At 67.1% G+C, this 23,069-nt stretch carries 26 protein-coding genes, 1 tRNA gene and 4 pseudogenes; 17 read left to right on the top strand and 14 right to left on the bottom strand.

Annotation, left to right across the window (positions count from 1 at the left end; all coding sequences use genetic code 11):
- Positions 1-123: 123 nt before the first annotated feature.
- On the bottom strand, positions 124-741 hold the full coding sequence (locus KZO24_RS11930; RefSeq protein ID WP_486486248.1) for a TetR/AcrR family transcriptional regulator: 618 nt from the start codon (positions 739-741) through the stop codon (positions 124-126).
- A 111-nt stretch (positions 742-852) separates the two neighbouring features.
- On the opposite strand from KZO24_RS11930, the gene KZO24_RS11925 reads away from it, so the two are divergent.
- The 4 genes from KZO24_RS11925 (at position 853) to KZO24_RS11910 (ending at position 5,422) form a co-directional block, all read left to right on the top strand.
- Positions 853-3,195 carry a TonB-dependent receptor gene (locus KZO24_RS11925; protein ID WP_486486247.1) on the top strand — a complete coding sequence of 781 codons (2,343 nt, stop codon included), beginning with the start codon at positions 853-855 and terminating at the stop codon, positions 3,193-3,195.
- Positions 3,196-3,274: 79 nt separating this feature from the next.
- Positions 3,275-3,994 carry an alpha/beta fold hydrolase gene (locus KZO24_RS11920; protein ID WP_486486246.1) on the top strand — a complete coding sequence of 240 codons (720 nt, stop codon included), beginning with the start codon at positions 3,275-3,277 and terminating at the stop codon, positions 3,992-3,994.
- Entirely contained in the window at positions 3,931-4,140 is a 210-nt protein-coding gene (locus tag KZO24_RS11915) for an alpha/beta fold hydrolase (protein WP_486486245.1), read from the top strand. The genes KZO24_RS11920 and KZO24_RS11915 overlap by 64 nt, the downstream gene beginning before the upstream one ends.
- Before the next feature lies 1 nt (position 4,141).
- Positions 4,142-5,422 (top strand): spinster family MFS transporter, encoded by a 1,281-nt coding sequence (locus KZO24_RS11910; RefSeq protein ID WP_486486244.1) that lies wholly within the window; start codon positions 4,142-4,144, stop codon positions 5,420-5,422.
- Between the two features lie 8 nt (positions 5,423-5,430).
- Here KZO24_RS11910 and KZO24_RS11905 read toward each other — a convergent pair.
- The 4 genes and pseudogenes from KZO24_RS11905 to KZO24_RS11890 all read right to left on the bottom strand — a co-directional run bounded on the left by KZO24_RS11905 (position 5,431) and on the right by KZO24_RS11890 (position 9,758).
- Positions 5,431-5,506: transfer RNA gene (locus KZO24_RS11905), tRNA-Thr, on the bottom strand.
- Between the two features lie 63 nt (positions 5,507-5,569).
- Positions 5,570-7,315 carry a DUF885 domain-containing protein gene (locus tag KZO24_RS11900; RefSeq protein ID WP_486486243.1) on the bottom strand — a complete coding sequence of 582 codons (1,746 nt, stop codon included), beginning with the start codon at positions 7,313-7,315 and terminating at the stop codon, positions 5,570-5,572.
- A gap of 38 nt (positions 7,316-7,353) precedes the next feature.
- A pseudogene (locus tag KZO24_RS11895) lies at positions 7,354-8,237 on the bottom strand (hypothetical protein).
- Positions 8,238-8,439: 202 nt separating this feature from the next.
- A pseudogene (locus KZO24_RS11890) lies at positions 8,440-9,758 on the bottom strand (replication-associated recombination protein A).
- An 82-nt stretch (positions 9,759-9,840) separates the two neighbouring features.
- On the opposite strand from KZO24_RS11890, the gene KZO24_RS11885 reads away from it, so the two are divergent.
- The 3 genes from KZO24_RS11885 (at position 9,841) to KZO24_RS11875 (ending at position 11,152) form a co-directional block, all read left to right on the top strand.
- Positions 9,841-10,284 (top strand): hypothetical protein, encoded by a 444-nt coding sequence (locus tag KZO24_RS11885; RefSeq protein ID WP_486486242.1) that lies wholly within the window; start codon positions 9,841-9,843, stop codon positions 10,282-10,284.
- A gap of 83 nt (positions 10,285-10,367) precedes the next feature.
- Positions 10,368-10,556: a hypothetical protein gene (locus KZO24_RS11880; RefSeq protein WP_486486241.1), complete on the top strand. Its 189-nt coding sequence runs from the start codon at positions 10,368-10,370 to the stop codon at positions 10,554-10,556.
- Positions 10,541-11,152: a sugar phosphate isomerase/epimerase family protein gene (locus tag KZO24_RS11875; RefSeq protein ID WP_486486240.1), complete on the top strand. Its 612-nt coding sequence runs from the start codon at positions 10,541-10,543 to the stop codon at positions 11,150-11,152. The genes KZO24_RS11880 and KZO24_RS11875 overlap by 16 nt, the downstream gene beginning before the upstream one ends.
- A gap of 58 nt (positions 11,153-11,210) precedes the next feature.
- Here the strand turns inward: KZO24_RS11875 and KZO24_RS11870 are convergent, their stop codons facing one another.
- On the bottom strand, positions 11,211-12,791 hold the full coding sequence (locus tag KZO24_RS11870; RefSeq protein ID WP_486486239.1) for a GMC family oxidoreductase: 1,581 nt from the start codon (positions 12,789-12,791) through the stop codon (positions 11,211-11,213).
- Positions 12,792-12,930: 139 nt separating this feature from the next.
- Between KZO24_RS11870 and KZO24_RS11865 the strand changes: the two genes are divergently transcribed.
- The gene (locus KZO24_RS11865; protein WP_486486238.1) at positions 12,931-13,824 is read left to right on the top strand and encodes a TIGR03620 family F420-dependent LLM class oxidoreductase; all 894 of its coding nucleotides are present in this window, start codon (positions 12,931-12,933) and stop codon (positions 13,822-13,824) included.
- A 243-nt stretch (positions 13,825-14,067) separates the two neighbouring features.
- Here the strand turns inward: KZO24_RS11865 and KZO24_RS11860 are convergent, their stop codons facing one another.
- The 8 genes and pseudogenes from KZO24_RS11860 to KZO24_RS11825 form a co-directional block, all read right to left on the bottom strand.
- The gene (locus tag KZO24_RS11860) at positions 14,068-14,268 is read right to left on the bottom strand and encodes a hypothetical protein (RefSeq protein ID WP_008831797.1); all 201 of its coding nucleotides are present in this window, start codon (positions 14,266-14,268) and stop codon (positions 14,068-14,070) included.
- A 99-nt stretch (positions 14,269-14,367) separates the two neighbouring features.
- Positions 14,368-14,814: a DUF1810 domain-containing protein gene (locus tag KZO24_RS11855; RefSeq protein ID WP_271182000.1), complete on the bottom strand. Its 447-nt coding sequence runs from the start codon at positions 14,812-14,814 to the stop codon at positions 14,368-14,370.
- The gene (locus tag KZO24_RS11850) at positions 14,811-15,029 is read right to left on the bottom strand and encodes a hypervirulence associated TUDOR domain-containing protein (protein ID WP_285021154.1); all 219 of its coding nucleotides are present in this window, start codon (positions 15,027-15,029) and stop codon (positions 14,811-14,813) included. The genes KZO24_RS11855 and KZO24_RS11850 overlap by 4 nt, the downstream gene beginning before the upstream one ends.
- Positions 15,026-15,241 (bottom strand): hypothetical protein, encoded by a 216-nt coding sequence (locus tag KZO24_RS11845; RefSeq protein WP_285021156.1) that lies wholly within the window; start codon positions 15,239-15,241, stop codon positions 15,026-15,028. The genes KZO24_RS11850 and KZO24_RS11845 overlap by 4 nt, the downstream gene beginning before the upstream one ends.
- A gap of 94 nt (positions 15,242-15,335) precedes the next feature.
- Positions 15,336-16,168 (bottom strand): annotated as a pseudogene (dapD, locus tag KZO24_RS11840) (2,3,4,5-tetrahydropyridine-2,6-dicarboxylate N-succinyltransferase).
- A 194-nt stretch (positions 16,169-16,362) separates the two neighbouring features.
- Positions 16,363-17,025: pseudogene (gene gmk, locus KZO24_RS11835) on the bottom strand (guanylate kinase).
- A gap of 139 nt (positions 17,026-17,164) precedes the next feature.
- Positions 17,165-17,428 carry a hypothetical protein gene (locus KZO24_RS11830; protein WP_486486237.1) on the bottom strand — a complete coding sequence of 88 codons (264 nt, stop codon included), beginning with the start codon at positions 17,426-17,428 and terminating at the stop codon, positions 17,165-17,167.
- A gap of 201 nt (positions 17,429-17,629) precedes the next feature.
- Positions 17,630-18,124, bottom strand: a complete 495-nt coding sequence (locus KZO24_RS11825) for an SspB family protein (protein WP_271181995.1) — start codon at positions 18,122-18,124, stop codon at positions 17,630-17,632.
- A gap of 184 nt (positions 18,125-18,308) precedes the next feature.
- On the opposite strand from KZO24_RS11825, the gene hisB reads away from it, so the two are divergent.
- From hisB to KZO24_RS11780, 9 genes are all read left to right on the top strand, one after another.
- Positions 18,309-18,911, top strand: coding sequence for an imidazoleglycerol-phosphate dehydratase HisB (gene hisB, locus KZO24_RS11820; protein ID WP_271181994.1), 603 nt, complete (start codon positions 18,309-18,311; stop codon positions 18,909-18,911).
- Positions 18,911-19,207 (top strand): YciI family protein, encoded by a 297-nt coding sequence (locus KZO24_RS11815; protein WP_271181993.1) that lies wholly within the window; start codon positions 18,911-18,913, stop codon positions 19,205-19,207. The genes hisB and KZO24_RS11815 overlap by 1 nt, the downstream gene beginning before the upstream one ends.
- Positions 19,204-19,827: an imidazole glycerol phosphate synthase subunit HisH gene (gene hisH / locus KZO24_RS11810; protein ID WP_271181992.1), complete on the top strand. Its 624-nt coding sequence runs from the start codon at positions 19,204-19,206 to the stop codon at positions 19,825-19,827. The genes KZO24_RS11815 and hisH overlap by 4 nt, the downstream gene beginning before the upstream one ends.
- Positions 19,828-20,082: 255 nt before the next feature.
- Entirely contained in the window at positions 20,083-20,814 is a 732-nt protein-coding gene (gene hisA, locus KZO24_RS11805) for a 1-(5-phosphoribosyl)-5-[(5-phosphoribosylamino)methylideneamino]imidazole-4-carboxamide isomerase (RefSeq protein WP_008831786.1), read from the top strand.
- Positions 20,811-21,053: a hypothetical protein gene (locus KZO24_RS11800; protein ID WP_271181991.1), complete on the top strand. Its 243-nt coding sequence runs from the start codon at positions 20,811-20,813 to the stop codon at positions 21,051-21,053. Before hisA ends, KZO24_RS11800 begins: the two co-directional genes overlap by 4 nt.
- A 5-nt stretch (positions 21,054-21,058) precedes the next feature.
- Positions 21,059-21,820 carry an imidazole glycerol phosphate synthase subunit HisF gene (hisF, locus tag KZO24_RS11795; protein WP_069709031.1) on the top strand — a complete coding sequence of 254 codons (762 nt, stop codon included), beginning with the start codon at positions 21,059-21,061 and terminating at the stop codon, positions 21,818-21,820.
- Between the two features lie 147 nt (positions 21,821-21,967).
- Positions 21,968-22,141, top strand: coding sequence for a PEP-CTERM sorting domain-containing protein (locus tag KZO24_RS11790; RefSeq protein ID WP_069709032.1), 174 nt, complete (start codon positions 21,968-21,970; stop codon positions 22,139-22,141).
- A gap of 42 nt (positions 22,142-22,183) precedes the next feature.
- Positions 22,184-22,507, top strand: coding sequence for a phosphoribosyl-ATP diphosphatase (locus KZO24_RS11785; protein WP_271181990.1), 324 nt, complete (start codon positions 22,184-22,186; stop codon positions 22,505-22,507).
- 111 nt (positions 22,508-22,618) lie between these two features.
- Positions 22,619-22,996 (top strand): histidine triad nucleotide-binding protein, encoded by a 378-nt coding sequence (locus KZO24_RS11780; protein ID WP_211149740.1) that lies wholly within the window; start codon positions 22,619-22,621, stop codon positions 22,994-22,996.
- Positions 22,997-23,069: the final 73 nt, after the last annotated feature.

Here is a 23,069-nt window from a genome sequence, read left to right as displayed (position 1 = left end):
CCACCCCGGCCCCTCCCGCAAGCGGGAGGGGAGCAGAAAAGGCGTGTTCGCCTTCCCGCTTGCGGGAGGGCCGGGAGGCTTGGCGGTTTACCGCCTAGCCGGACGGGGTGGGCGCGCCGTAAGCTAACGCTTCACGATCCCCTCGCGCAGGATCGAGTTCGCCAGTTCCGCGATCTCCTCCGCCTCCGCATCGTCCCAGACCGCGTAGCGCAGGCCAAGGAACACGTTCATTCCCATGATCGCCCAGGCATGCGCCTCGCCCAGCCCTTCGCGCAGTTCGCCCTTGCGGATGCCTTCGGAAAGGCGTTCGCGGATGCGGGTTGCGGTGGACTGGTAATGCTGGCGGAAGCTGGCCGGATCGACGAATTCGCACTCGTCGATGATTCGGTAGATTTCCTTGTGCTCGGCCGCGAAGCGCAGGAAGCCGATCAGCGAGGCGCGCTCGGTCTCCAGCGCGGGCAGGTCCTGCTGCCGGGCGTTGCGCGCCGCTTCGCGCACTTTGCCCGAAAGGTCGTCCACCAGCGCGCGGAAGATTTCGTCCTTGGAATTGAAGTACGTGTAGAAACTGCCCAGCGCCGTTCCCGCCCGGCGGGTGATGCCGGTGATCGAGGCTTCGTGAAAGCCATGCTCGCCGAATTCGAGCGCGGCCGCGTCCAGCAGTTTGCGCAAGGTGCGCCGCCCGCGCTCGGTGCGCGGGACCTTGCTGGCCGAACCTTCGGCGGAGGGCTGCTCTGTGCTCACGATGACACAGTTAGAACGGACCGTGGCCCATGGCAAACTTTCAAAGTTGAAAATCGATTCAACTATCAATATGCAGATCGCCAACAAGAAGCGTGAATGGGAGTGACTGTGATGCGAAGGGTGCGATTCCTCGCCATTTCCTCGAGTGTGCTGGCTCTGTCGGGCGGCTTCGTGACACCTGCAAGCGCGCAGGACAGCGCTCCGGCTGCGACCGCGGCGGAGGGCGGCGACATCATCGTCACCGCGCGGCGGCGCGAGGAGCGGCTGGTCGATGTGCCGATCGCCGTCTCCAGCTTCAGCGGCGACCAATTGGCCAAGTCCGGCGCGGTGGACATCACCGAGATCGCCAACGTCTCGCCCAACGTCACGCTGGAGCCCTCGCGCGGGACCAACTCGACGCTGTCGGCCTTCATTCGCGGCGTCGGCCAGCAGGACCCGGTCTCGGGCTTCGAGCAGGGCGTTGGCATCTACCTCGACGACGTCTACCTCAACCGCCCGCAGGCCGCCGTGCTCGACATCTATGACGTCGAGCGGATCGAGGTGCTGCGCGGGCCGCAGGGCACGCTCTACGGCCGCAACACCATCGGCGGCGCAGTCAAGTACGTGACGAAGCAGTTGCCGCAGGAGTTCTCCTTCAAGGTGAAGGGCACTTACGGCAGCTACGATCAGGCCGACCTGATCGCCACCGCCTCCGCGCCGGTCAGCGACCTCATCCGCGTCGGCGGGTCGGTGGCGCGGCTGTCGCGCGGGGGCTTCGGCAAGAACCTGACGACGGGGCAGGACAACTACAACAAGGACATCTGGGCGGGCCGCGCCAGCGTCGACATCGGCGGTTATGGCGAGCCGGTGCTGATCCGCATCTCGGGTGACTACACCAAGGACAAGTCCAATGCGCGCGGCGGCCATCGCCTGATCCCGGGCTACGTCTCAGGCGCGCCGGTGCTGGACGACGTCTACGACACGCGCGGCGGCCTCAACGATCCGCGCCAGGTGGTGGAAGCCTATGGCCTCGCGATCAACGCCACCGCCGAACTCACTGATGCGCTGACGTTCCGCTCGATCAGTTCGTGGCGCAAGGACAACTCCGCCTCGCCGATCGACTTCGACGCGCTGCCCGCCGTCGACGTGGACGTGCCCGCCTACTACCGCAACGAGCAGATGAGCCAGGAAGTCCAGCTGCTGTGGGACGATGGCGGCATGGTGCAGGGCCTGCTGGGCGCCTATTACCTGACCGCCAAGGCCGACACCGACTTCGACGTGCGCCTGTTCACCGCGCTCAACGGGTTGACCGCGTTCACCCGCGCCAACGTCGATACGAATACTTTCGCGATCTTCGGCGAATTCACCTTCGATTTCACCGAGCAACTGAGCCTCGCGGTCGGCGGGCGCTACACCTGGGACGAGCGCAAGGCGCAGATCCTGCGGCAGAACTACCTCGGCGGTGGCTCGCCGGTGTTCGGCGGCGCAGGGGTGCCGCTGGGCGCGCCGAGCACCAACTTCTCCGGCAAGGCGAAGTTCGACAAGTTCACGCCCCGCGCCTCGCTCAGCTTCAAGCCGACGCCGGATCACAACATCTACGCGAGCTATAGCCAGGGCTTCAAGGGCGGCGGCTTCGATCCGCGCGGCGTCGGCGTCAACGCGCCCGCCGCGACGCCGGGAGCGCCCACCGACGCCGAGATCGCCGATTACCTGAGCTTCCAGCCGGAGACGGTGGACAGCTACGAGGTCGGCTACAAGGGCAACTTCTTCGGCGGCGGGCTCTACATCGCGGCGGCCGGGTTCTACATGGATTACAAGGACGTGCAGATTCCCGGTTCGGCAGGCTGCACCGTGGGCGGGCTGCCGACCTTCTGCGGCGTCATCACCAATGCCGGCAAGGCGCGCTTCAAGGGCTTCGAACTGGAAGCCAATGCGCGGCTGGGGCGTGACCTGATGTCATCGGGCGACCGGCTGAGCCTGTCGGGCGCGCTCGGCTACATCGATGCGCAGTACAAGGAATATATCGCCAACATCGCCTCGACGCCCACCGACGTGGCCGATAACCGCAAGGTGCAGAACACGCCGAAGTGGACCGCCAGCGGCACGCTCGCCTATTCGACGCCGGTGGGCGGCGGCGATCTCGATCTCAGCACGACCTACTCGTATCGCAGCAAGGTCTACCAGTTCGAGATTCCCAACCCCTATCTCGACCAGAAGGGCTTCGGGCTGGTCGATGCGAGCCTCGTCTACACCGCGCCGGGCGGCCGCTGGAGCCTTGGCGTCCACGGCAAGAACCTGTTCGACAAGCGCTACAAGACCTCGGGCTACACGTTCCTGGCGACCAACCCGGTGACCGGGGCGCTCCTGACGGCACCCAACGGCCGGTTCATTCCCTCGCTCGGCACCGAGGGCACGCTGACCGCCTATTACGGCAACCCGCGCCAGGTTTTCGCGACCGCGACGCTGGAGTTCTGAGGGGAGCATCCCTTTTCCCGTCATTCCCGCGAAGGCGGGATAGGAGAGGTCGGGCAGCCGCGCATTGAAAGGACATTTCATGGACTACCGCGTCCATCATTATCGCAGCGCCGACGGCCGGCTCGACCTCGTCGCCCGGGACTACCCGGCACATGAGGGCGCGCCTGTGCTGCTGATGATGCACGGCCTCACCCGCAACAGCGCGGACTTCGAGCCGCTGCTGGACAAGCTCGCCGGGCGCTACCGCATGATCGTGCCCGACCAGCGCGGGCGAGGGGCCTCGCAGTGGGATCCGGACCCCGCACAGTACCGGCCGGACGTCTACGCGCAGGACATGCTGGCGCTGATGGATGACCTTGGCATCAGCCGCGCCGGGCTGGTCGGCACCTCCATGGGCGGGCTCATGGCGATGGTGATGCAGGCGCTGCGGCCTGACCTCGCGCAGGCGGCGATATTCAACGACATCGGCCCGGTGCTCGACCCGGCGGGCCTCGCGCGGATACAGGGCTACGTCGGACCCGGCGGCAAGATGGCCGACTGGGCAGAAGCCGCTGCCCGAACGCGCGCGATCAACGCCTCCGCCTTCCCCGACTATGGCGGCGGGCAGTGGGATGCCTTCGCCCGCCGCGTCGCGCGGGAGAATGCGGACGGCACCGTATCCTTCGCCTACGACCCGGCGATCTCGGAAAGCATCGCGGGTGACGCCCCTCGACCGTGCCGCCGGACCTGTGGCCCTTGTGGGACCTGCTGGACGCGGTGCCGGTACTGGTCGTGCGCGGCGCTTTGTCGGACCTGCTGAGCGCGGCGACCGTGGAAGAGATGGCGCATCGCCATTCGGGGTTCTATGCCGCAGTCGAGGTGCCGCGCGTCGGCCATGCCCCGATCCTCGACGAACCGCTGGCGCTCGCCGCGATAGAGGCTTTCCTCAAGGAGCACGTGACCTGACATGAGCGATACCGCCGTCTTCGACGAACCCCGGACCGCTAACCTCCCGCAAGGGACGTCGCCCCGACTGGTGCTGGCGATGCTCCTGCTGGTCTATGTGTTCAACTTCGTCGACCGGCAGATTCTCTCGATCCTCGCGGCACCGATCCAGGCCGACCTCGATCTCGATGACGCGCAGATGGGCATGCTGGGCGGCCTGGCCTTCGCGATCCTCTATTCCACGCTGGGCGTGCCTCTGGCGTGGGTGGCCGACCGCACGAGCCGGTCCTGGGTCATCACCGGGTCGCTGGTGGTATGGAGCGTGTTCACCTCCGCCTGCGCGCTGGCGACGGGGTTCTGGCACATCTTCCTTGCCCGCCTCGGCGTCGGCGTGGGCGAAGCGGGCGGCGTCGCACCCAGCTATGCGGTCATCGGCGACCATTTCCCCAGCGAGCGCCGCGCCTTCGCGCTCTCGGTCTATTCGCTGGGTATTCCGCTCGGCTCTGCGGCGGGGGTGATGGCGGGCGGTTACGTGGCGCAGGCGGTAGACTGGCGCACGGCGTTCCTCATCGTCGGCCTGTGTGGCATCCTGATCGCGCCGCTGTTCAAGCTGGTGGTGAAGGACAAGCCGCGCCCCGTCTCCGCGCCGACCGTGCGCTTCGGAGAGGTCTTCGCCACGCTGGTGCGCAAGCGGGCGTTCTGGTTCCTCAGCTTCGGGGCGGCGTCCAGCTCGATGCTGGGTTACGGCGTCGCGTTCTGGCTGCCGAGCCTGCTTCAGCGCAGCTTCCACCTCACCCTTGTCGAGACGTCATGGTTCTTCGGCGCGGTATTGCTGCTGGGCGGGACGGTCGGTGTGCTGACCGGCGGCGCGCTGGCAGACCGGCTGGGGAAGGGCGATCGCGCCTGGTACGGCCGCGTCCCCGCGATCGGCTTCGTGCTGGCGGTGCCGCTCTATGCGGGCGGAATCTGGACGACCAGCGTGCCGGTGGCCTTCGTGCTGTTCCTGATCCCGCAGGTGCTGGCCTACTTCTGGCTCGGCCCGGTGACCGGCGCGATCCAGCACCTCGTCGACCCGCCCGCCCGCGCGACGGCCTCGGCGTTGTTCCTGCTGATCAACAACCTGATCGGCCTTGGCGGCGGCATCTATGCGCTGGGCGCGCTGTCGAAGGCGCTGGCGCCGGTGTGGGGTGCCGAATCGCTGCGCTATTCGATGCTGTTCGCGCTGGTGCTCTACCTGCTGGCGGCGCTGCTGATGACGCTGGCGGGGCCGGGCCTGCGCAGGGAGTGGGTGGCGGAAAAGTAGGCGAAAGGTGGTGCCGGCTACAGGATTCGAACCCGTGGCCCCCTGATTACAAATCAGGTGCTCTACCAACTGAGCTAAGCCGGCGCTTGCTTCATCAAGCAAGTCCGGCGCCCTTACCGCGAGCGGGGGCGCCGGTAAAGCCTATAATCAGAATACCGCGTGCGGGGCTGCCTCCTGCATCATCGTCTGGCGCAGCAGCGGGATCGCCGGGCCGCCGTGGCTGAGGAATTCGTCGTGGAACGCCTTCCAGGCCGAGCGCCCGCCGCGCGTCGCGGTCCAGTCGGTGCGCAGCTTGCGGATCATCAGCTTGCCCAGCGTGTAGTTGAGATAGGCCGGATCGTACGTGCCGCGCGCGGCCTGCTGTTCGGCGGTGCCGGCGTCCTGGTAGCACTGCTCCATGAACATCGTCTTCGACTGCGCCTGCGTCATCCCGCGCGCATGCAGGCCGATCGCCGAGAGATAGCGGCAGTTGCGCAGCAGCGCGTTGGAGATTTGGCCCACCTGCACGCCGGGATCGCCGTCGCCGAGGCCTGCCTCCAGCATCATCTCCTCAGCATAGTGCGCCCAGCCTTCGGCGAAGGCGTAGCCGACGAACAGCTTGCCCACGATCGAGGGCGCCGCGTTCGAATGGAGGAACTGCAGGTAGTGGCCCGGCATCACCTCGTGGACCGTGGTGAACAGCAGGTCCGCCTTGCCGGGGATGTAGTCCATCTGCATCTGCTTCGACCACGCCGGGTCCGGCGGCGAGATGTAGTAGATCGACGAGCCGCCGTTCTCCAGCGGCCCCGGCGGGTCGATGTAGGCCGAGTTGGCGCGGTTGTAGGGCGGGCTTTCCTCGACCATCGCCATCTTCGTGCCCGGGATCGTCGCGATGTCGTGGCTGCGTACGAAGGCGGCGAGTTCGGGTATCTCGCGCCGGGCCTCGGCGACGGGGCCGTCCTTGGGCTTGTCGGCGCGCATCTTGTCGAAGCACTGCTGGATGGTCTTGCCCGGCGTGTACTTCGCGCAGGCCAGTTTCAGCGCCTGCTGGTTGCGCAGGACGTCGGCCTTCCCCGCCGCCTCCAGCGTATCGAGCGTGGCATCGACGCCTTCGGTCGCAAGCACCATGCGCGCAAACGTGTCGGCGCCTAGCGCGAAATCCTGCGTCGGGGTGGCCTTGGCGACTTGGTCGGCGATGCCCTTCATGGCGACGGCGGCGGCTTCGGACGCGGCCTTGAATTCGGCCTGCAGCGCCGGGTCGGCGACATCGGCGAAGGCGGTGCGGGCATCGCCGCGGTAGTAGTCGGCAAAGCCGCCGAAGCCGTCGGTGCCCAGCTTGATGAAGCTGGCGGGCATCGCGGCGGGCAGGTTGGCGCGGATGTTGGGGGCCTGCGCCGCCACCGCCTTGAAGAATGCGATCATCGCCTTCATCCGCGTCGGCTTGTCGGCATAGTCGCGGCTGACGTAGACGTTCGGGTCGAGGCCGCCGTTGATGTAGTAGGCGGGGTTGGTGTGCGGCTGGTCGGCGTCCTCCAGCCAGAACAGCTGGCCCTTGGCGACCTGCACCAGATAGTCGCGTTCGAAGCGGTCGGCGTCGGAAAGGGCGGTGAACTGGCCTGCCTTGTCGATGACGGAGTGCAGGAAGGCGGCGCGCGCCTTGAGCCCGGCGTCGCTCCAGTCGGGCAGGCGGCCGTCGTACTTGTGCGCGCCTTCGTAGATCGCGAAGGCGGGGTCGGTCTCGAACCAGTCTTCGATGGTGCCGTCGACGAAGCTCTTCCACGTTGGCGCGGGAGGGGTTCGCTCCGCCACTTGCGCGGCATCCACGGCGGCGTCGGCGCGGCGATCGTCGGCCATCGTCGTGGCGCAGGCGGAAAGGGTGAGGCAGGCGATGCCCGCCAGCAGGATGGACTTCATTGGGGGAGGCTCCCTGTGCTTATGGGAGCGGTTGTGCGTCAGCGCGCGCCGAAGGTCCAGCCCTCGGTGCGGGCGAGTTCCGGCGTGAGTTCAGCGGGTTGCCACAGGTCCGCGCGCGGGGCCGCGACGCGCAGCCAGGCGGCGGTGAGAATGGCGTCGGCGCTGTGGTCGTCGATCGGGCCGCTGCCGCCGGTCGGGCGCGAGCCCAGCGCCGAGAGGGCGGTATCGAGCGCGGCGTGGTCGGTCATCTTGGCGCGGCCTGCGGTGCGCCCCGCCTCCACGGCGGCGAGGGTGGTGTAGATCTCGGTCACCACCGAGCCGCTCGCAGGTAGCGGGTCGATCGGCCAGACCGGCACGCGGCCTTGCAGGCGGTGGAGCAGGCGCATGCCGGTGAGGCTGGACTTGCCGACCTGCGCGGCGCCGACGAGGTTGAAGTTGGAGTAGGGACGACATCCGGCGCGGGCCTGCGCCTCCTCGGTCACGCGCATGCGGCCGCGCTTGTGGAGCGCGCCGGGGAGGTGGAAATGCGCCCCTCGCGCCCGTCGTGGCGGCGGAAGTAGGCGCTGAGATCGATGTGATCGACGAAGCTGGCGGCCGAGAGGTGCGGGTCTTCGGCGCAGATGGCGTCGATCAGCGCCCAGAGCGCGCGGGCGTTCGGCGGGCTGTCCGCCCAGCCGGGAAAGAACGCGCCCGCGTCGGCGAAGGGCAATGATATGCCGAGGTCGAGGCCGACGAGCGTGTCTTGCGGCAAGTGGCCCAGCAGCAGGTCGAGCACGTCGGCGCGGGACCATGCGGCGTGGGCGGCGGGGCGCAGCAGGCGGGGCGGGGCGTCGCCGCTTTCGCACAGGGCGACGGCGATGCCTTTCTGGCGCTCGCCCAGCGCGCCGGACCAGTCGATGGCGATGAAGTGGCGGAAGTGCATGGGTTATCCTGACCGGGAATGCGAGGCGATGGCATGGCATCCACCATGTCGTCACCCTGAACTTGTTTCAGGGTCCATCGGGCAGCCGCGGTTGCCAGTGCAGGTCACCAGCGGCACTGGCGGTTTACGGAATCACGGCGCTGTATCGGCGGCTAAATGGACCCTGAAACAAGTTCAGGGTGACGAGGTATTGGTCGCGAGGTCACTCTGCCCGCCGCTCGGCGCGCTTCTTGTCCCACCATTCGAGGCGCTTCTTCACCTCGCGCTCGAAGCCGCGTTCCACCGGCTCGTAATAGACCTGCGGCCCCATTTCCTCGGGCCAGTAGTCGTCGCCGGAGAAGGCGTCGGGCGCATCGTGGTCGTAGGCGTAGTCCTTGCCGTAGCCGATGTCCTTCATCAGCTTGGTCGGCGCGTTGAGGATGTTCTGCGGCGGGCTGACCGAACCCGTCTCGCGCGCGGCCTTGAACGAGGACTTGAACGCCAGGTAGGCCGCGTTCGATTTCGGCGCGGTGGCGACGTAGATGCACGCCTGCACGATCGCCAGCTCACCCTCGGGAGAGCCGAGGAACTCGTAAGCCTGCTTGGCCGCGAGGCATTGCACCAGCGCCTGCGGGTCGGCCATGCCGATGTCCTCGCTGGCCATGCGGACGAGGCGGCGCAGCACGAACAGCGGTTCCTCGCCCGCCGTCAGCATCCGCGCCATGTAGTAGAGCGCGGCTTGCGGGTCCGATCCGCGCACCGATTTGTGCAGCGCGGAGATGAGGTTGTAGTGCCCGTCGCGGTCCTTGTCGTAGACCGCCATGCGCCGCTGCAGGAACTGGCCGAGCCCTGCCGGATCGAGCGCCTGCGGAATCTTCGCCGCATAGAGCGTCTCGGCCTGATTGAGCAGGAACCGCCCGTCGCCGTCGGCCGAGGCGACCAGCGCCTCGCGCGCTTCCGTCGTGACGGGGAGCGGGCCTTCCAACTCCTCGCCCTTGGCCAGCAGCGCATTCAGCGCGGCGGCGTCGAGGCGGTGGAGGATCAGCACTTGCGCGCGGCTGAGCAGCGCGGCGTTGAGGGCGAAGCTGGGGTTCTCGGTCGTCGCGCCCACCAGCGTCACCGTGCCGCGCTCGACGAAGGGCAGGAAGCCGTCCTGCTGGGCGCGGTTGAAGCGGTGGATCTCGTCCACGAACAGCAGCGTGCGCTGGCCCGCCTTCGCCGCGACGTCGGCCTCGGCGAAGGCTTTCTTGAGGTCCGCCACGCCCGAGAACACGGCGGAGACGGCGGCGAAGCGCATGCCCACGGCGGCGGCGAGCAGGCGGGCGATGCTGGTCTTGCCGGTGCCGGGCGGCCCCCACAGGATCATCGAGGAGAGGCGCCCCGCCGCCACCATGCGCCCGATCGCGCCTTCGGGGCCGGTCAGGTGCTCCTGTCCCACAACCTCGGTGAGGCCCTGCGGGCGCAGGCGGTCGGCGAGGGGGCATCCTCGCGCAGGTCGTCAGGGGTCGACGGCGGCAGGTCATCGGCAAAAAGGTCGGCCATGAAAGGGTACTTAGCCATTCGCGGCGCGAATTGCATCGGCCTCGTCGCGGGAGTATCCTTGGGTCCGGCAGGGAGAGGCGCGATGGCTACGACGGACAGATACGTGACGAGGCCGGGGTGGACCTTCTGGCTCATCGCGGTGCTGGCGGTGCTGTGGAATGCCTTCGGCTGCCTCGACTTCACGATGACGGCTTCGCGCAATCCGACTTATCTTGCGCAAGTCCCGCCCGAGATCATCGACTGGCTCGATTCCGCGCCGAGCTGGACGCTGGTGCCCTGGGCTCTGGGCGTGTGGGGCGGGCTGGCGGGAAGCCTGCTGCTGCTCGCGCGGTCGGGCTGGGCGGTGCCTGCCTTCGCGGTGTCGCTGATCGGGCTGGCGGTGTCGCAGGCCTGGCAGTTCTCCGCCGGGATGCCGGAAAGCATGACCACGCCGGGGATGCTGGCGATGACTGCCTGCATCTGGGTCATCGCACTCGGGCTATTGTGGTTCGCCTGGGACAAGCGGCGCGCAGGCGTACTCCACTGAATTGAGTGACCGACACGGGAATGACGTTCCTTGCCCGCCGTCCACGCGGTATGGCAGCGGCGACGGGAGAGGGAATCACGACCATGCCACATCCGCTGGGTATCGAACTTTTGACGGTGCTCGGGCTCGGCCCGGTCGAGCACGTCACTCTGGCCGCCGACCTCGGCTGCAAGGCAGTGTCGATGGGCCTGAGCCAGTTGCCCGAACGCTTCAACCCGCATGGCTATGCCCCTGGTCGTTGCGCGAGGATCCGGCCTTGCGGCGTGAACTGAAGGCGGTGCTCGCCGATCGCGGGATCGCCATCAGCATCGCCGAGGGCCTCGGCGTGTCCGCTGAACTGGACGCTGCCGAGCGGGCGGGCGACATGGACATCTTCGCCGATCTCGGCGCGCTGCGGGTCAATGCGGTGGACATGGGCGTGGAGCGCGCGCGCGCCTTCGACCAGCTGGCCACGCTGGCGACGATGGCGGCCGAGCGCGGGATGGAGTTCTCGATCGAGTTCACGCCGGTCTTCACCATCCGCTCGCTGCCCGAGGCGCTGGAGGCGGTCGAATACATCGGCGCAGGTAAGGCCACGGTGCTGATCGACACCATGCACTTCTTCCGCTCGGGTGGGACGGTGCGGCAGGTGGCGCAGCTCGACCCGGCGCTGATCGGGCATGTCCAGCTGAGCGACGTGCCGCGCAAGGGCGACGACGATTACATGACCGAGGCGATGAGCGGTCGCATGATCCCGGGGCAGGGGAACTGCCCTTGCGCGAATTCGTCGAGGCCCTGCCGCGCGGGCAGGTGCTGGGGCTGGAAGTGCCGCTCATGGCGGCCGCCGCCAGCGGGCGCGACGTGCGCGACTACGTGGGAGAGATCGTGAAGCGCACGCGGGAGTTTCTGGCCTAGCGTATTCCTCCCCGAGCAAGCTCGGGGAGGAACTAGGTTCGATCCAGCAGCATTTCCGCGCCTTTTTCGGCGATCATCATCGTCGGCGCATTAGTGTTGCCCGACGTGATCTTGGGCATCACCGAGGCATCGATCACCCGCAGCCCGTCGAGCCCGATCACCCGCAACCGGCTATCGACCACGCTGCCCATCGCCGCCGTGCCGACCGGGTGGAAGATGGTCGTGCCGATCTCCGCCGCCGCGCGCTGCAGGTCTTCCTCGCTCTCGAACGCTGGGCCGGGGCGCACTTCCTCGGGCCGGTAACGGGCCAGAGCGGGCTGCGACACGATGCCGCGCGTCATGCGGATCGCCTCGGCGGCGACGCGGCGGTCTTCCTCGGCGGAGAGGTAATTGGGTCGGATCGACGGCGCGGCGACAGGATCGGCGGCGGTGATGCGGGTGCTGCCCCGGCTTTCCGGCCTGAGGTTGCAGACGCTGGCGGTGAAGGCCGGAAACGGATCGAGCGCTCCCCCGAAGGCGGCAAGGCTCAGCGGCTGGACGTGGTATTCGAGGTTCGGCGTCGCATAGCGCGCATGGCTGCGGGTAAAGACGCCGAGCTGGCTGGGCGCCATCGCCATCGGTCCCGTCCGGCGCAGCGCATATTCCATGCCGATCAGCGCCTTGCCGAATAGGTTGCTCGCCCGCGCATTGAGCGTCGCCACGCCCGAGACGCGGTAGGCGCAGCGCAGTTGCAGGTGGTCCTGCAGGTTGGCGCCGACCTCGGGCCGGTCGAGCACCGGCGCGATGCCGAGGTCCGCCAGCCGCGCCGCGTCGCCGATGCCGCTGCGCTCGAGGATCGCCGGGGAGCCGATCGCACCCGCCGCCAGCACGACTTCGCCGGGGGTGAGCGCCACGCGCTGCTGGTTGCCGACAGAGTAGGTGACGCCGACCGCGCGGCCCGCCTCGACGATCACCCGGTCCACCACCGCGCCGGTCTCGACCTTCAGGTTGCTGCGCGAGCGGACCGGCTTGAGGAAGGCGTCGGCCGCGCTCCAGCGCCAGCCGCCCCGCTGGGTCACCTGGAAGAAGCCCGCGCCCTCGTTGTCGCCGGTGTTGAAGTCGGTGGAATGCGGGATGCCGTGTTGTCCGCAGGCGTCGCGGAAGGCTTCGAGGATGTCCCAGCGCAGGCGCTGCTTCTCGACCCGGATCTCGCCGCCGCCGCCGTGGAACGCGCTGGCGCCCTCGTAATGGTCTTCGGCGCGGGTGAAGTAGGGCAGCACGTCGTCCCAGCCCCAGCCAAGGTTGCCTGCCTGCTGCCAGCCGTCGTAGTCGGCCGCCTGTCCGCGCATGTAGATCATGCCGTTGATCGACGAGCAGCCGCCCAGCACGCGCCCGCGCGGATACTTGAGCGCACGGCCGCCGAGCCCTTCCTCTGCCTCGGTGGACAGGCACCAGTCGGTGCGCGGGTTGCCGATGCAGTAGAGGTAGCCCACCGGCACCCGGATCCAGATGTAGTCGTCCTTGCCGCCCGCCTCCAGCAGCAGCACGCGTGTCTCCGGGTTGGCACTCAGCCGGTTGGCGAGGACGCAGCCCGCGCTGCCCCCGCCGACGATGATATAGTCGAACTCTCCCATCCTGCAGGGCTATGCCGTGATTGGGGCGCGATCAAGCACGCGCTTTGGACAGGTGAATGCCGTGGATCATTGCACGCCGGGGCGATGCCGGCTTGGATTCCGGCCAAGAATCTTGCCGGAGAGGGCAGGCGAACCCACCATGACCGCAGGAGACGAGGAGAAAAGTACCATGGCGACACCCGCGATCGGCAGGCTGGGCATATGGTCGATGGAGATGCGCTTCGGCGACAAGCCGCAGTCGAACGCGGCGGCGGCGCAGCTCGATGCGCTGGGTTATGGTGCGCTGTGGATTCCCGGCGGTATCGACGACGGTGCCCCGGCCGAGGTCGAGCGGCTGCTGGCAGTGACCTCGCGGATGACCATCGCCACCGGCATCCTCAACATCTGGAAGCACGATCCGGAGGAACTGGCAGCCTGGTTCCTCGCGCTGCCGCAGGAGTGGCGGGCGCGTACGCTGATCGGACTCGGCATCAGCCATGGCCCGCTCATCGGCGATTCCTGGGGCAAGCCTCTGGAGGTGACGGCGGCCTTCCTCGACCGGCTCGCCGCCGCCGGGATGCCGCGCGACAACCTGTGTCTCGCCGCACTCGGGCCGAAGATGGTGGCGCTTTCGGGCGAGCGGACCGCCGGGGCGCATCCCTATCTGGCGACGCCCGAGCACTCGCGCCGCGCCCGCTCGATACTCGGCCCGGAACCTCTGCTGGCGCCCGAACAGGGCGTGGTGCTGGAAGCCGATCCGGCCAAGGCCCGCGAATTGGCGGTGGCGGCGCTGGAGCACTATCGACGGCTTCCCAACTATCGCAACAACTGGGTGCGACTGGGCTTCAGCGAAGGGGAGATCGAGGCGCTGGACGACCGCCTGCTCGATGCCCTTTTCGCGATCGGCGGGGTGGAGGCGGCGGCGCGGCGGGTCGCGGCGCACCTCGATGCGGGAGCCGACCACGTCTGTCTTCAGGTCATCGCCGGGCCGAGGGGCGGCAGTTTCGACCAGCTGCTGCAGCAATGGCGCGAGCTGGCAGAGGCGCTGGCTTGAATTTCGCCCGCAAGGTAAGCGCGCTGTTAACGAGTTGGCAACGGATTGTGCCTAATCCCTGTCGGCACAGGAGACGGTGGTTTCGGCCACCGGATTGACAGGAGCCGCCGGCGAGCCGGATGGACCGATCGTCGGGGGGCGAATGGTCCGAATCCGGGGTGGGAACGCTGCTTTCGGGCACGTTCGATTACCGCCTTCGACGACGGCTCCTGGCATTTCCCGTAACTCTTCCCAAGCCTGTCGTCAGCTTCCCAGCGCGTGCTGTTCCGCAGTCACCGGCGTACTGCTTGGCCGGTCGGACAAGGCACGGGCGATCCAAATGGTCGACATCGCCAGTACCACCAGCACCAGGCTGACGATCAGCACATAGCGAACGATATGCGGCGTAGAGCCCCCGCGTGCTTCGTCATCGTCGAGATGAACTTCGTCACCGGAACGATACATGACTGCTCTCCCGTCGACCCGACGGTGGCCTTTATGGCCGCATTATCGATTCGGGCCGTCTGATGGAACGAGGATGGGCGCGGGAAAGTTCCCCAGTGTTCAACTTGCGTGATGGGATGTGAGGTGCAGCAGTTGGAGAGTGCGTTCGTCCCTTCGTCCCTGGCAGAAGGCATCGAGGGCGTGGGCGAATTGACCGGCGCCATCGGTGCCCATGGCGGCAAGCTCGAACAGGGTCATCGAACTGGCGAACTTCATCGCATCGACCGCGCCGAGGATACCCGTGGCGCTGCGCCTTCCCGCCCAGCCCAGCATGAGACGAGTCGTTTCGTCGAGCCTCTGGCGAAGCACAGGGTGGCTCAGATAACGCCGCGCTTCGTCGAGCGTCTCCACGGCGTAGCGGCGTGCCATCGGGCTGGAGCCCAGCCCGGCGACTTGCGGGAACACGAACCACATCCAGTGCGTGCGCTTTTCGCCATGGGCAAGTTCGGCGCGCACTTCGCCGAAGATGGCGTCCTGCGCGGTGACGAAGCGCTCCAGGTCCATCATGCGTGGTGCAGTTCGGACCCGCGCTTGAGGGCGCGGCCGCCGTCAGGCTGCTCGACAAGGTATGCGGGGTTTTCAGGCGTTCCGACTCGCACGATGCGCTTGCCTTCGATCGTGCGGCTGACGCGGCGTTCGAAACGTTCGGCGATGTGGCCGGTAGCGGTGCCGGTGCCCCAATTCCAGCTGACCTGTGCTCCCTTGCGGAAGGTGGCGGTCACTGCGGCTGGTCTTGCTGCTGCGCCACTGCCTTTTCGGTATCGGCGTGGCCGCTGGTCTCTGGCGTGGTCAGCGCGCCAGTGATCCAGATGGCCGAAAGCGCGATGATGACGAGGGCGAGGCTGATGAGCAGGACGTAGCGCACGACGCCGGACGTCTCGCCACCACGGGCTTCCTCTTTGTCGAGATGGACTTCCTGTCCTCGGGTTTCCATGGCGTGCTCCGAAGGCGGCCGGTTGCGGCCCGTTTCCTTCGTCAACACGCCGGGACGGGCGAATGTTCCGCCGCCCGTCCCGCGTCTGCGCGGCTTAGTCGCGCAGGAGTTCGTTGATGCCGGTCTTCGAGCGGGTCTGCGCGTCCACGGTCTTGACGATCACGGCGCAGTACAGCGACGGGCCGGGGTGCCGTCGGGCAGCGGCTTGCCGGGCATCGCGCCGGGGACGACGACGGCGTAAGGCGGCACGCGGCCGATGTGGACTTCGCCGGTCGCACGGTCGACGATCTTGGTCGAGGCGCCGATGAACACACCCATCGACAGCACCGCGCCTTCGCCCACGATCACGCCCTCGGCCACTTCCGAACGGGCGCCGATGAACGCGCCGTCCTCGATGATGACCGGGCCGGCCTGCAGCGGCTCAAGCACACCGCCGATGCCCGCGCCGCCCGAGATGTGGACGTTCTTGCCGATCTGCGCGCAAGAACCGACGGTCGCCCAGGTGTCGATCATGGTGCCTTCGCCGACGTAGGCGCCGAGATTCACGAACGACGGCATGAGGACCACGCCCCTGGAGATGTGGGCGCTGCGGCGCACCACGGCGCCGGGGACCACGCGCACGCCTGCCGCCTTGAAGCGGGCATCGTCCCAGCCTGTGAACTTGAGCGGCACCTTGTCGTAGGCCGGGGCGCCCGCCGCGCCGTATTCGACCACCGCGTTGTCATTCAGGCGGAACGAGAGCAGCACCGCCTTCTTGAGCCACTGGTTGACGACCCATTCGCCATCGATCTTCTCGGCGACGCGGGCCTGGCCCGAATCGAGCAGTTCCAGCGCCTCGTCGACGATCTTGCGAACGTCCGCGCTCGCGGGGGTGACGGTGTCGCGTGCGTCGAACGCGGCTTCGATCTGGGCGGCGAGGTCGGACATTGGCTGGTCTCCGGAAGGGATGAAACTGTCGCGGCGCGGCCTAGAGGGAGATGGCGGCGGGGACAAGAGAAGTCTGCCGCGCAACTTTGCGTCCCGTACCCACAATGCGTCATTGCGAGCGCAGCGAAGCAATCCAGGGAGTTCAGCGCTGTCCTGGATTGCTTCGCTGCGCTCGCAATGACGAAGCGAATGGGTCAATCGTCCGGCTGCATCAGTTCGCGCACGAACCCGATCAGCCCCGTCTGCCTTGCGCGGCGGAGGCGTTCGGCGTGGAGGATCTTCTTCACTTCCTCGAAGCAGCTGGCGATGTCATCGTTGACCACGACATAGTCGTAGCCGTCCCAGTGGCTGATCTCCGAGCGCGCGCGCTCCATGCGGCCGTGGATCACTTCGGCGCTGTCGGTGCCGCGCCCGGTCAGGCGGCGGCGCAGTTCCTCGATGCTGGGGGAGCAGGAACACCCGCACGACGTCGCGCTCCAGCTTCTGGTAAAGCTGCTGGGTGCCCTGCCAGTCGATGTCGAACATGTAGTCGACGCCGTCCTTGAGGCCTGCCTTCACCTGGGCCTTGGGGGTGCCGTAGCTTTGGCCGAAGACGGTGGCCCACTCCAGGAACTCGCCCGCCTCGACCATGGCGTCGAACTGCTCGTGCGTGATGAAGTGGTAGTGCTCGCCGTCGATCTCGCCGGGGCGGGGCTGGCGGGTGGTGCAAGACACCGAGTTGCGCAATTGCGGATCGTGCTCCAGCAGCATGCGCGCGATCGTCGTCTTGCCCGCGCCCGAGGGGAGGACAGGATGAACATAAGACCGCGACGCGCGAGCGTGCCGGTGGTGTCGGGAGAAGGAGTGGACTGGACCATGGCCCCCGATGCCGATGGTTGGCGCGGGAATCAAGGCGGAACCTGATCCAATCCTTCGTCATTGCGAGCGCAGCGAAGCAATCCAGGGCGGTTTATGCGGCCCTGGATTGCTTCGCTGCGCTCGCAATGACGATGCGATTTATTCTTCCGCCCCGCCCTCGGCCATGTCCTGCAACTGCGCGGCGCCCTCGGCGCGCGCCTGCCGGGCGCGGCTGCGATCGTAGAGCGTCTTGGCCACCAGCACTCCGCCGATGACCACGGCCCCCGGCACCGATCCCAGCGCGACTCGGGCCAGCGCGCCGTGCAGCAGCGTTTCGGCCACCGTGCGGCCCTTGAGGATCGACTTGGCCTTTTTCGGCGAGTAGCTGGCGCCCAGCACGCCGCGTTCCACGCTGCGGCGCATGATGGTGGTCGCGGTGCGCAGGGCGATGTCGGCGATGATGAGGTTGGTGGCGGGGTTCGGGCTCGGCCCGTGGAGTTCCCCGCCATTGTCGGCCAGCGTCTTCAGCCCCTTGGCGGGGGCGCGACGACGCTGGCGGCCTTCCTGGCGCTATCTTTCAGAACCGTTGCCATTTTTCGCCCTGCTCTTACCGGGCGAGCCCGGTTACTTCTTCTTGCCGAAATCCACCGAGACGACGTTCGAGCCGTCTTCGCTGGGAGTAATGCGCGACGCCACATCGCGTTCCGCATCGTTCTCGGCCGCTGCGGGCTCGTCTGCCTCGTCCTCGACCATGGCCTGGAACTGCAGGCCGAAGTCAACCGCCGGATCGACGAAGGCGGTGATCGCCGAGAAGGGAATGTCCAGCTTGGCGGGCATGGCGTTGAACGAGAGGCTGACGGTGAAGCCGTTCTCCGAGACGCCCAGATCCCAGAACTTGTTCTGGAGCACGATCGTCATCTCGTCCGGGAACCGCGCGCGCAGGTCGGCGGGAATGCTGACCCCGGGCGCGCCGGTCTTGAAGGTGATGTAGAAGTGGTGGCCGCCCGGAAGCATGCCGCCGGAGCTTTCGACCTGGCCGAGAACACGGCCGACGACGGCGCGCAGGGCCTCCTGCACGATCTCGTCGTAAGGGATCAGGCTGTCTGTGGTATCGTTCATCGCGCCCTACGTGCTCATGGTTCTCCGGCCGGTCAAGCGTGTTCGAGCGTAAAATAACATGTCGGGCCGGGTTTTCCCTAGCTCGAAGCACTTGCGACCGAAGATTGCTATATAAACGCCCGACGCGCATTCTTGTGCCGCGACCGAATTGATTCCGGCGCGTACAGGTATATAGGCACGGGCCATGCGTACCGCCTCGATCATCCGCAAGACCCATGAGACCGACATCGCCGTGGAGGTGAACCTCGACGGCACCGGGGCCTATGACGTGTCCACCGGCATCGGCTTCCTCGACCACATGATCGAGCAGTTCAGCCGCCACTCGCTGATCGATATCAAGTGCCACATCAAGGGCGACCTCCATGTGGACCAGCACCACACGACCGAGGACAGCGCCATCGCCATCGGCCAGGCCATCACCCAGGCGCTGGGCGACAAGGCGGGCATCGGCCGCTACGGCGACGTGAACTCGCCGATGGACGAGGCGCTGAGCCGCGTGTCGCTCGACATTTCGGGTCGTCCCTACCTCGTGTGGAAGGCCGCTTTCACCCAGGACAAGCTGGGCGAGTTCGACACCGAGATGGTCGAGCACTGGTTCCACTCGATCGCGCAGGCGGTGGGCATCACCCTGCACATCGAACTGCTTTACGGCACCAACAACCACCACATCTGCGAAGGCATCTTCAAGGGCTTCGCCCGCGCCATGCGCAGCGCGGTGGAACTGGACCCGCGCAAGGGCGGGGCGATCCCCTCGACCAAGGGCATTCTCGGGCAGGCGAGCCTCTGATGGCGATCTTCATCCTCAACCTCACGTATGTCACCACCGACATCGCGCAGGTCGATGCGCTGCTGGCGGACCACCTTGCATGGCTGGAAGCCGGGCGCGGCGAGGGGCATTTCCTCGCCTGGGGCCGCAAGGTCCCGCGCGAAGGCGGCGCGATCATCACGAAGGGCGATAGCCGTGAAGCGGTCGAGGCACTGGCGGCCACCGATCCGTTCATCGCGGGCGGCGTCGCGAAAGTCGACGTGATCGAATGGGTGCCGACTTTCCTCGGCGAAGGGCTGGAGGCTCTGGCCCAATGACCCTCGCGCTGATCGACTACGGCGCGGGCAACCTGCACTCGGTCGCCAATGCGCTGCGAGCGGCGGGGGCCGAGGACGTGGCGATCACCGCGAACCCCGACGTCGTGCGCGCGGCCGACCGCATCGTCCTGCCGGGTGTGGGCTCGTTTCGCGCCTGCGCGGAGGGCTTGTGGGGCATTCACGGCATGGTCGAGGCGATGACCGAGCGTGTCCATGTCGGCGGGGCGCCGTTCCTCGGCATTTGCGTGGGCATGCAGCTTCTCGCCACGCGCGGGCTTGAGCATGGCGTGACGCGCGGCCTCGACTGGATCGAGGGGCAGGTGCAGCGCATCGAGCGCACCGATCCCGAGATCAAGATCCCGCACATGGGCTGGAACGACGTGAACCTCGGCCGCAAGGACCCGGCGCAGGGCCTGATCGATCCGGGCGAGGCGTACTTCCTGCACTCCTATCACTTCCAGCCCGACGACGGCGCCTGCGTGGCGGCGATGACCGACCACGGCGGCGGCCTTGTCGCGGCGGTGGCCAAGGACAATGTCGTCGGCGTGCAGTTCCACCCGGAAAAGAGCCAGGGCTACGGGCTGTCGCTGCTGGCGCGGTTCCTGGAATGGAAGCCGTGACGCACCTCTATCGGGGGGCGGTCGGGAATGCGCTTTCATGCAAGATATCACGCCACCCCGTTCGTCTTCATGCGAGATATCACGCACCCCCGTTCGTTATTGCGAGCGCAGCGAAGCAATCCAGGGCCGGGCAAACCGCCCTGGATTGCTTCGCTGCGCTCGCAATGACGAGGGTGGTATAACAACCGTGCCAACCCCGCTCAGGCTGAGCTTGTCGAAGCCCGCGCGCTGCCCTCAGACCCTCAGGATCGCATCATGATCGTCTTCCCCGCCATCGACCTCAAGCAAGGGCAGGTCGTGCGCCTCGCCGAAGGCGACATGGACCGCGCCACCGTCTACGGTGACAACCCCGCCGCGCAGGCGATGCTGTTCGCCGAGGCCGGATCGCAGTTCCTCCACGTCGTCGATCTCGACGGCTCCTTCGCGGGCCGGGCAGAGAACCGCGAGGCGGTGGAAGCCATCCTCGAAGTGTTCCCCGGCCACGTCCAGCTCGGCGGCGGCATTCGCACGCCCGAGGCGGTCGCGGGCTGGTTCGACTTGGGCGTTTCGCGCGTGGTCATGGGCACCGCTGCACTCAAGGACCCGCAGTTCGTCAAGGACATGGCGAAGGAGTTCCCCGGCGGCATCGTCGTCGCGGTGGACGCGCGCGACGGCATGGTCGCGACCGAGGGCTGGGCCGAAGTCTCCGACGTCTCGATCGTCGACATGGCGCGCCGGTTCGAGGACGCGGGCGTTGCCAGCCTGCTGTTCACCGACATCGGTCGCGACGGTCTGCTCAAGGGCGTCAACATCGATGCCACCGTCGATCTCGCCCGCCGCACCGACCTGCCGGTGATCGCATCGGGCGGCGTCAAGGGCCTTGACGACATCCGCCTGCTGGCGCTTCACGCCAAGGACGGGATCGAGGGCGTCATCACCGGCCGCGCCCTCTACGACGGTCGCCTCGACCTTGCCGCCGCGATCCAGTTCGCGGAGCGCGAGGGGTGAACGAAAATCGCCTCATGGCGGTACTGGCGTTCGTCATCTTCGTGCCGGCTGCGATCTTCGCGTTTCGCGACTGGCGCGAGGGCAAGGCGCGGTTGATGCTGTTCAGCCGTGCGCGTAATCCGATTTTGACGACAAAAGCCGCCGATCCGCGCAAGTTTGCGCTCTACACGGCGTTCAATGTCGCTTTGTGTGGCATTGTGGCGGTTTTCGCCGTGCTGCTGTTCTTCAAGCCGGAGTAAGCCGAATGACCGTGCGAATCCGCGTAATTCCGTGCCTCGACGTCCGTGACGGACGGGTGGTGAAGGGCGTCAACTTCGTCGACCTCAAGGACGCCGGAGACCCCGTCGAACAGGCCCGCGCCTACGACGCGGCCGGCGCTGATGAGCTATGTTTCCTTGACATCTCAGCCAGCCATGAAGGCCGCGGAACCCTGCTCGACGTGGTCCAGCGCACCGCCGAAGTCTGCTTCATGCCCCTCACCGTCGGCGGCGGCGTCCGCACCGCAGAGGACGCCCGCGCGCTGCTTCTGGCGGGCGCGGACAAGGTTGCAGTGAACTCCGCGGCCGTCTCCCGCCCCGAAGTGGTGGCCGATATCGCCGAGAAGTTCGGCTCGCAGTGCATCGTCGCATCGGTCGATGCGCGGCAGGTTTCGCCCGGAAAGTGGGAGATCTTCACCCACGGCGGCCGCAAGGCGACCGGCATCGACGCGCTGGAACATGCGATCAAGCTGGCCGACTACGGCGCGGGTGAACTGCTCGTCACCTCGATGGATGGCGACGGCACCCAGAACGGCTACGACCTCGCCCTGACCCGCATGATCGCGGAGGCCGTCTCGGTCCCGGTGGTGGCGAGTGGCGGCGTCGGCAATCTCGATCACCTCGTGGCCGGTGTGACCGAGGGCAAGGCGAGCGCGGTGCTGGCCGCCTCGATCTTCCACTTCGGCAAGCACACCATCGCCGAGGCGCACTCGGCGCTGCGAGCGGCAGGGATCCCTGCGCGCGGGTGAAGGCACGCCAAGGTTAACGGCTCATTGTTAGTCGAATGCGACTAACGGAGTGAACCACATCGGGACAACCCCGAATCGGCGCTTGCTGCAGCGCACCCGGTGGTCGATGGCAAAATCTAGGCCATCGGATCAACAGGAGGATTCGCGGTGCCCGTTTTGAAATTCATTCCGGCGTTCGTCGCGACTTTCGTTGCGCCGGTTCCCGCCTATGCCGCAGGGGGCATCCCGCTTCCCGAACCCAGCAGCATGCTGCTTCTTGGCCTTGGCGTCGTCGGCGTCGCCGTGGGCCGCAAGCTGTCGTCCAAGCGCGGCGAGGACTGACGCGCTCTTGACCGCGCGGCCCCTGCACCGCATGGGCAGGGCATGAGCAGCCTCGACACTCTCGCACGCCTCGAAGCCACGATTGCCGAGCGCCGCGCGGCCGATCCCGATTCCAGCTATGTCGCCAAGCTCAACGCCAGGGGCCTGCGCAAGATCGCGCAGAAGCTGGGCGAGGAGGCGACCGAAACCGTGATCGCGGCGCTGACCGAGGATCACAAGGCGCTGGTCGGAGAGGCGGCGGACCTCATCTTCCACCTCATGGTCCTGCTCGGCGCCAAGGACGTGCCGCTGGCCGACGTGCTGGCCGAACTGGACCGCCGCGAAGGTGTCTCGGGGATTGCCGAGAAAGCTGCACGCAAGTCCTGATCCGTCCCAAATCCGTCATTGCGAGCGTAGCGAAGCAACCCAAGGCACAGTTGCGCTTCGCTGGATTGCTTCGCTACGCTCGCAAGACGAAGTGTTCGAGTGGAGAACCCGATGCCCATCGATCCGAAGCTGCCTTACGACGACAACAACGTCTTCGCGAAGATCCTGCGCGGCGAACTGCCGTGCTCGAAGGTCTACGAGGACGACCATGCGCTCGCCTTCAACGACATCCGCCCGCAGGCGCCGGTCCATGTGCTGGTAATCCCCAAGGGCGCTTACGTTTCGTGGGACGACTTCACCGCGCAGGCCGACGATGCTCAGATCGCCGGGTTCATGCGCGCGGTGGGCACCGTGACGCGGCAGCTTGAGCTGGACGGGCCGGGGTATCGCCTCATGGTGAACATGGGCACCAACGGCCATCAGGAAGTGCCGCATCTGCATGTGCACATCTTCGGCGGGCGCCAGTTCTTCCAGATGATCGGGGAATAGGGCCTTTTGCCCACACCGTCCGGCTAATTCACTTCGCTCATAAGCCTCCCGGCTCTCCCGCGAGCGGGAGGGC

This window comes from Novosphingobium sp. NFX11, assembly GCF_057376415.1.
Note: the sequence above shows the minus strand (reverse complement) of the source record. Positions and strands in the feature narration are given on the sequence as shown.